The following is a 7,105-nucleotide window of genomic DNA, read 5'->3' as shown; positions in this document are numbered from 1 at the left end:
TAATAAGTGGATATGAGTGTCGTATTTCAATCCAAATGAAGGAGTACAATCAATGGAGCAAAACCCATCTTTGCAAGAAAATACAAGAAATAAACCGAAAAAAAGTAAGAAAAAAACAAAAATTATTATAAGCGCTATTTTATTCTTTTTAATAGTAGGTGGCGGTTATACTTGGTTTTTAGTAAATAAAGCATCTTCTGCTATTCGAAATGCCGCTCACGATTTAGCGCGCGGTGATAAATCTGATTTACGTGATAAAGCTGTAAAACCTATTACAAATAACGTCTCTGTCTTAATAATGGGTGTTGATGAAAGCGATGTCCGTGGGAAAGAATATGGTGAAGCTATAAGAACGGATGCACTATTACTTGCAACGTTTAATAAAGATAGCAAAACTGTAAAACTATTAAGTATTCCACGAGACACATATACTTATATTCCAGTAGAAAAGAAAAAAGATAAAATTACACACGCTCATGCATTCGGTTCTACCAAAAATGGAAAAGATGGCGGACCACAAGCAAGTATTGATGCAGTTGAAAAATTAACGAATGTTCCTGTCGATTACTTTGTAAAATTTAACTTTAAATCATTTATAAAAATCGTCGATGATTTGGGCGGAATTGAAGTTGATGTACCAGTTGAATTTACTGAGCAAGATAGCAATGATACTGCTGAGGCAATTCATCTGCAAAAAGGTGTTCAAAAGTTAAATGGCGAAGAAGCTCTTGCTCTTGCTAGAACAAGGCACATCGATAGTGATGCGATGCGTGGTCAACGTCAGCAACTCGTTATTGAAGCCATTTTAAAGAAACTAACGAGCGTTGGGTCAGTAACAAAAGTTGGTAACATCATTGATGACATTAATGGCCAATTCGTTACGAACTTAACATTCGATGATATGCTTTCATTCTATAAATATGGAGCAGATTCTTCAATTGAGAAATTACAAATTCAAGGTGAAGACTGTTACATGGCAAAAGGTGATGATACATGTAGTAAGTCAGCTGGTGGTGGCCGAACTTACTACTACAATCCAGATAAAAAAGAATTAGCTAATGTTACAAACGAACTTCGTAGTCACCTTGGATTACCTGCCTATACAAAATCAGATTCAGATTCGAAAAAAACAAGCTCAGAGAAAACAAAAGAATCTAAGTCTGAAAATACGAGTGAACGCGAATCAAGTAACGATGAAACTCAAAATAAGAATAACAGTGAAGATACAGAAACATCGTCTAATGACAATGAATAAAGTGAAGCAGTGCTCTATGGAGGTAGAGCACTGCTTCTTTTTAATGCTTTTAAAATAAAAAAATCAGAACTTTCCAACTATCTTTTTTAATATTTTTAAATTATAATAAATAATAGTAATCTATTCCAATTATCAGGGGGCTCACACATATGAAAGCTGCAGTAAAACATAACATTTCAGATTTTAAAGAGTACTTATAATCAAACGATATATACATGGAAGAAAATATAGATGAAAATGATGGTTCGGTACATTTTTCAGTAGGGTTAGAAACAGAAGCTGGCGCAAAGATTCAACTTATCGCTGCTTTCCAAAGCGAACATCCTGCTGTGGATATATACTGCTTCAATGTTGCTCTTGTACCTGATTCAACATCAAAAAATGACATTTTACATGTCATCAATGAATTAAACACATCTTATCGATTTGCAAAATTCACGCTAAACAAACAAAATGCAATTGATATTTCAACATCTCTTGCATTCTCAGAACCAAACTTTAATCCCGCACTTGTCTTTGAACATACGAGAATGCTATATAAACTGGCAAACGATGAATATAAGAACTTAATGAAAGTTATTTGGGCGTAAATAAAAAGATGGTGCTACAAGAGCACCATCTTTTTATTTCGATATCATATCAACCCACATCTTTATCGCAGTTCCTACAATTAAAGTAGACAATACATACTGCAAAACTTTTTGATTCACTCTCTTCCCTACTCTCACTCCAAGAGGAGCGGCAAATAAACTTGCTATCGCAACGATAAGAGCCGGAATAACAACTATTTGTCCAGTAATCACTTTCCCAGTAGTAATTCCTATCGAGGAAATAAAAGTAATAGCGATAGATGTTGCTATTGTTGTACGTATCGGTAGTTTTAAAACAACTAGCATAATCGGGACTAAAAGAAACGCACCACCAGCACCAATAATGCCGGAAACACTTCCTACAATAAACGCTAGCAAACTAGCGAGCCACTTATTGTACGTAATTCCTTCTGTCCCCTTACGATTGCTTCGCCTTGGTATAAACATCATAATAGCCGCAATAGTAGCTAGTAATGTGTAAACAACATTTACAGCATGCTCATTTAATAAATTCGCACTAAAGCTACCTACAAAGCTTCCTATTAATATACTAGCTCCCATATACACAACTAACGTTTTATCCATATCGTTACTTTTCCTATACGCCCACGCGCCTGCAAAAGTTGCAAAGAATACTTGAATCGCTGTAATACCACTCACTTCATGTGATGTATATCCAGCAAATCCTAGCAATACTGGAATGTATAAGATCATCGGATAATTAATAATTGCACCGCCAATCCCAACCATTCCTGAAATAAACGATCCTATAAACCCAATAATAAAAAGTAGCACTGTTAAACTCATATTGTATCCCCCGCCTTCTAAAAAGAAGGTGATTTAAATAAATAAATTCACATTCCCATCCGAAGCATCTGCTAAATATACACCTACTCCTGCAAACTCTACCCCTTCCATAATCTCTTCCTCTTTTAACCCTAATAAATCTACTGTCATTTGACAAGCTACAAGCTTAACTCCCTGTTCTTTCGCCATATCAATTAAATCAGGCAAAGGCATCGCATTATGCTTCTTCATAATACCTTTAATCATCTTTGGCCCCATACCAGCAAAATTCATTTTTGATAATCCCATCTTATCAGCGCCGCGCGGCATCATTTTTCCAAACACTTTCTCTATAAACGTTTTCTTTACTTTCACATGCTCATCTTTCCTAAGGGCATTTAAGCCCCAGAAAGTATGAAAAATAGTCACCTCTTGATCGTACGCCGCTGCACCATTTGCAATAATATAAGCTGCCATCGCTTTATCATAATCTCCACTAAATAAAACAATCGTCGTTTTCTTCTGTTGTTCCATGTTGTCCTCCTCTTAATTACCTATAGGGGTATTTTAAAAATTGTAAAAAGGCTCCAATTATCTAGCTACACCCGATACTATTTTCCCCTTACAAAGCGTTCATACCGCCTGAAACATTTATAACGCGCTGAAATCCTAATTTCTTTAATACTTTTGCTGCTTGCTTACTTCTCATCCCGCTCTGACAAATAACAATTACTTCCTTATTTTTATCTAACTGATTTACTTTACTAGCTAACTCATTTAGCGGGATATTCTGAAATCCCTTCATATGATTTCCTCTATATTCACCTACTGTACGAACATCGATAAAGTGTTTTCCCTGTTTTCCCACTATACTCTTTAATTCTTTTCCATTTATATTTTGAACACCTTTCATCGGTAAAACACGTGAAATAACAAACCATGCAGCAAGTACAATGAAAAGCGTACTTAATATTGTATTCATATAACCACCCTCTCCGCATTTACAAAACTAGTTCTTCACTACGCCTTCTTAATCCAAAACTTCAGCACATCGTCTTCTATATTATGCTTTACTATTTCATGACCACCTGTTTTTGACCATGCTGGAATATCCTTAATTGACCCTTTATCCGTTACATGTACTTCTAACACTTCTCCAGATTGTAAAGTATCCATCGCTCTCTTCGTTCTTACAATCGGCATCGGACATGCTAAACCTTTCGCATCTAATACTTGTTTTATATTCATCATCTATACCTCCAGTTTGTTATTTTTATAATGAATCATGCACTGCACAGCGATTTGGACCAATCTCCATTTCACGCTCTTCTTCCACATTCGGATGAATTTTTCCCATATTCGTTTGACGAATTTCTTGATAAGCATTCGGCTGAGGTGGTAGATTCTCCGTTACAATTTTGCGGAATTCATTCTCATCTTTAATATTTAATCCTACATTCACTTCAAACAATTGTTTTAAATTAGCACTCACAATCCCATTTTCATCCATTTCACTTATTTTTGAGTAATGAGCTGGTAAAACAATTAACTCTTGAGATAATTCCTTATAGCGCTTATATAATGTATTTCGTAAATCACTCACCCAATCTTCAGCATTACCAGCCAGATCTGGACGCCCAATTGAATCTACAAATAAAATGTCACCTGATAATAAATAGGAATCATCTACAATAAATGATGTACTTCCAATCGTATGCCCCGGTGAGTATAACGCGTCAATTTCAATTTTGGTACCCCCCACCGTAATAACAGATCCTTCTATAAGCGGTTCGTATGAGAAAACGACTTCCTCGGCATCTTTTGGAGGTAACCAATACGTACCACCTACTTTTTCAGCTAACTTACGCCCTCCAGAAATATGATCTGCATGTAAATGTGTATCCATTACATTCGTAATAGTAGCTCCGTTCTCTTTTGCAAAATCTTCGTATGCTTTAATCGTTCTTACCGCATCAATGACTGCTGCTTCACCGTTTGAAACTACCATATAAGATAAACATCCTTTTCCAAGACGATTAAATTGATATATACTTCCCCCGCCCTGTACATCCCCTACCTTTACCGGCTTCACATACTCACTCCAAGCTTTCATACCGCCAGCTAAATAATAAATATTATTGAAACCCTCATCTAACAATTGCTCTGCGACAAACTGAGAAGAGCCCTCTTTCGCACATACAACTAAAATCTCTTTCTCTCTCGGTAATTCATTTACAATATGTTCTACAACATCTAATAAATCAAAATACGGTTTATTTATAGAAGAGATTTGTTTCCCTTCAATTTTCCACTCTTCATAATCCGTTTCATTACGAACATCTAAAATAAACAACTCTCCGAATAACACTTTCTCTGCGATATCTTTTGCTTGTAACGGTTTAACGTTCATTTAATTACCCCCATAGGTATATTTTCATTTAAAAAATTTTATTTTTCTATATTCCCTTGCCACTCTAACATACCTGGAATGACATTTTTCACGTTTGAATAACCTTTCTCTTTCAACATTTGGCAAGCTATATCACTGCGATTACCCGTTCGGCAAACAACATAAATTGGTTTCGCACTGTCTAACATAGCACTATCTAATTCACCTAACGGCACCGAAATTGCGGATGGAATATGACCAAAGACGAATTCCGCTTCTTCACGAACATCTAATACAGTGCACTCTTCACCACTTAATAATATATTTTGCAATTCCCCATTCGTAATTGTATGAGGATATTTCACAACTTCATTCACTTCATGTTCGTGTGATTTTCGTACATAATGCTTTAATACATTTCCCTCTTGTTTCGTTCCGATATATTGATGCCCTACTTTACTTGACCAACTTTTTATATCTAACGTCGATCCCTTATCCGTCGCCTCTATTTCAATAACTTTCCCTGCTGCCAACCCTTCCATCGCCTTTTTCGTCTTCACAATTGGCATCGGACAAGCCAATCCTTTACAATCTAAACTCGTATCAATTTTTATACTCATAATCATTTCCTCCATAATCAATATACATATACCTGTAGGGGTATATTAAAATGTTTTTAAAAATCTGTCAACACATATGTTTGACAGATTATCGGCTTTTTACAAGTAATTGAACAGCTTCTCTAATTAATTCTTCATTTGAGCCATTACCTTTTTCAAACTGCTCACGCAAACATTGCTCTAAATTTGTTCCCACAACGAGTCCAATTGTACGATCTAGCGCAGAACGGGATGCAGTTAACTGTGTAATAACATCTCGGCAATCTTTTCCCTCTTCCATCATGCGAAGCACACCACGAACTTGACCTTCAATACGTTTCAATCTATTTTTCATATCTTGATTATATTCCACTGTAAACCACCTCCGTAATTATAACTATATTATACATTACTTTTTAACTTTGTATAATATCATATACCCTCAAGGGTATATTGTAAAGCGGTTTGTTTTTTTGTAAAACCTTCTAGGGTATAGTAAAAATGCACTGCATTGTAGTCCATCTAATTTATTCTCTTTACCCTTTTCTAACTCTTGATCGACAGCCTTTACTGACTAATAATAAAGTTGTTTAATTTTAAGGGTGTGAATCCGCATTGCTACGTTGTTAAACTGTTCCATTTCAATAACAAAGTTGTTTAAAAATACGGTAGTGTATAGTTTATAATGAAGTGTAGACAAATACTGTTCGACTTATTAAATTATTTAAACTTTGAAATAGAAGATATAAGAATAGCCTACATTTTAAGGAATATAGGCTAAGCAATATAAGTTAATCTGTTATTAATTTTGAATAAATACTTAGATCAATAAACTTTTCATTAGATTTTTCACACTTTCTCATTGTCCCTTCGAATGTAAAGTTTAACTTTTGTAAGACTTTTATTGAATTAATGTTTTCAGATTCAACTTTTGCTTCTATTCTATTGAATTCTAAAGTACTAAACGCATAATCCATTAAAGAGAGAATGGCTTCTGGCGCATATCCCTTACCCCAAAAAGCTTTACTAATATCGTAACCAATTTCTGCTTTGGCGTTTTTGAAATCAAATGAATTATAACCACAAGAACCGATAATTTCATTTGATTCTAATTCAATTATCGAATAACGAATAGCTCTGTTTTCCCGAGATAGCTTATCAAGCATTTCAATCATATCTACCGCTTGGCTTTCATCAGTAAAACTATTGATATTCATAAATTTTGTAACTTCTGGATCAGACCAAATTGTAAACATGCTAGCTGAGTCTGATGCTTTCATTTTTCTTAAAACTAATCTTTCGGTTTGTAGTTCTGTAATCAATATTTTTACCTCCATTATGTTTTTATTTTGGGGTCAAGATATTGATATCTGCGCATAGTTCAGTCCCTTCGTGTTTCAAGATAATATTATGATAAAAGTTATAAAGGATGAAACAATAACTTTTATAAATTTGGTTATGTCACAGTTTATGATAACTGCATAAT

General features: G+C 34.7%; 10 protein-coding genes. 2 read left to right on the top strand and 8 right to left on the bottom strand.

The annotated features are described in order from the left end of the window. Positions 1-52 precede the first annotated feature (52 nt). Positions 53-1,255 (top strand): LCP family protein, encoded by a 1,203-nt coding sequence (locus AB3X48_RS14795; RefSeq protein WP_016103792.1) that lies wholly within the window; start codon positions 53-55, stop codon positions 1,253-1,255. A 209-nt stretch (positions 1,256-1,464) separates the two neighbouring features. Then, a complete protein-coding gene (locus AB3X48_RS14790) occupies positions 1,465-1,845 on the top strand; it encodes a hypothetical protein (protein WP_367959701.1) in 381 nt (126 codons plus the stop codon). A gap of 33 nt (positions 1,846-1,878) precedes the next feature. On the opposite strand, the gene AB3X48_RS14785 is transcribed toward AB3X48_RS14790, so the two are convergent. From AB3X48_RS14785 to AB3X48_RS14750, 8 genes are all read right to left on the bottom strand, one after another. Further along, entirely contained in the window at positions 1,879-2,652 is a 774-nt protein-coding gene (locus AB3X48_RS14785; protein WP_016103791.1) for a sulfite exporter TauE/SafE family protein, read from the bottom strand. A 33-nt stretch (positions 2,653-2,685) separates the two neighbouring features. Then, the gene (locus AB3X48_RS14780) at positions 2,686-3,165 is read right to left on the bottom strand and encodes a DsrE/DsrF/DrsH-like family protein (protein WP_002159190.1); all 480 of its coding nucleotides are present in this window, start codon (positions 3,163-3,165) and stop codon (positions 2,686-2,688) included. Between the two features lie 88 nt (positions 3,166-3,253). Next, positions 3,254-3,613, bottom strand: coding sequence for a rhodanese-like domain-containing protein (locus tag AB3X48_RS14775; protein ID WP_016103790.1), 360 nt, complete (start codon positions 3,611-3,613; stop codon positions 3,254-3,256). A 38-nt stretch (positions 3,614-3,651) separates the two neighbouring features. After that, on the bottom strand, positions 3,652-3,882 hold the full coding sequence (locus AB3X48_RS14770) for a sulfurtransferase TusA family protein (RefSeq protein ID WP_016103789.1): 231 nt from the start codon (positions 3,880-3,882) through the stop codon (positions 3,652-3,654). Positions 3,883-3,904: 22 nt separating this feature from the next. Beyond that, positions 3,905-5,041, bottom strand: a complete 1,137-nt coding sequence (locus AB3X48_RS14765; protein WP_016103788.1) for an MBL fold metallo-hydrolase — start codon at positions 5,039-5,041, stop codon at positions 3,905-3,907. 38 nt (positions 5,042-5,079) lie between these two features. Continuing rightward, entirely contained in the window at positions 5,080-5,640 is a 561-nt protein-coding gene (locus tag AB3X48_RS14760; protein WP_016103787.1) for a sulfurtransferase TusA family protein, read from the bottom strand. 88 nt (positions 5,641-5,728) lie between these two features. After that, complete coding sequence (locus AB3X48_RS14755; RefSeq protein WP_016103786.1) at positions 5,729-5,992, bottom strand: metal-sensitive transcriptional regulator; 264 nt, start codon at positions 5,990-5,992, stop codon at positions 5,729-5,731. 418 nt (positions 5,993-6,410) lie between these two features. After that, positions 6,411-6,941 (bottom strand): GNAT family N-acetyltransferase, encoded by a 531-nt coding sequence (locus AB3X48_RS14750; RefSeq protein ID WP_002159200.1) that lies wholly within the window; start codon positions 6,939-6,941, stop codon positions 6,411-6,413. Positions 6,942-7,105: the final 164 nt, after the last annotated feature.

It is taken from the genome of Bacillus sp. S4 (assembly GCF_040838205.1).
Lineage (GTDB): Bacteria > Bacillota > Bacilli > Bacillales > Bacillaceae_G > Bacillus_A > Bacillus_A cereus_U.
This window is presented reverse-complemented; position numbering and strand designations above follow the sequence as displayed.

Coding starts and splice junctions, on each gene's coding strand:
- AB3X48_RS14795 (WP_016103792.1), top strand. CDS start 53: ATGGAGCAAAACCCATCTTTGCAAGAAAATACAAGAAATAAACCGAAA.
- AB3X48_RS14785 (WP_016103791.1), bottom strand. CDS start 2,652: ATGAGTTTAACAGTGCTACTTTTTATTATTGGGTTTATAGGATCGTTT.
- AB3X48_RS14780 (WP_002159190.1), bottom strand. CDS start 3,165: ATGGAACAACAGAAGAAAACGACGATTGTTTTATTTAGTGGAGATTAT.
- AB3X48_RS14775 (WP_016103790.1), bottom strand. CDS start 3,613: ATGAATACAATATTAAGTACGCTTTTCATTGTACTTGCTGCATGGTTT.
- AB3X48_RS14770 (WP_016103789.1), bottom strand. CDS start 3,882: ATGATGAATATAAAACAAGTATTAGATGCGAAAGGTTTAGCATGTCCG.
- AB3X48_RS14765 (WP_016103788.1), bottom strand. CDS start 5,041: ATGAACGTTAAACCGTTACAAGCAAAAGATATCGCAGAGAAAGTGTTA.
- AB3X48_RS14760 (WP_016103787.1), bottom strand. CDS start 5,640: ATGAGTATAAAAATTGATACGAGTTTAGATTGTAAAGGATTGGCTTGT.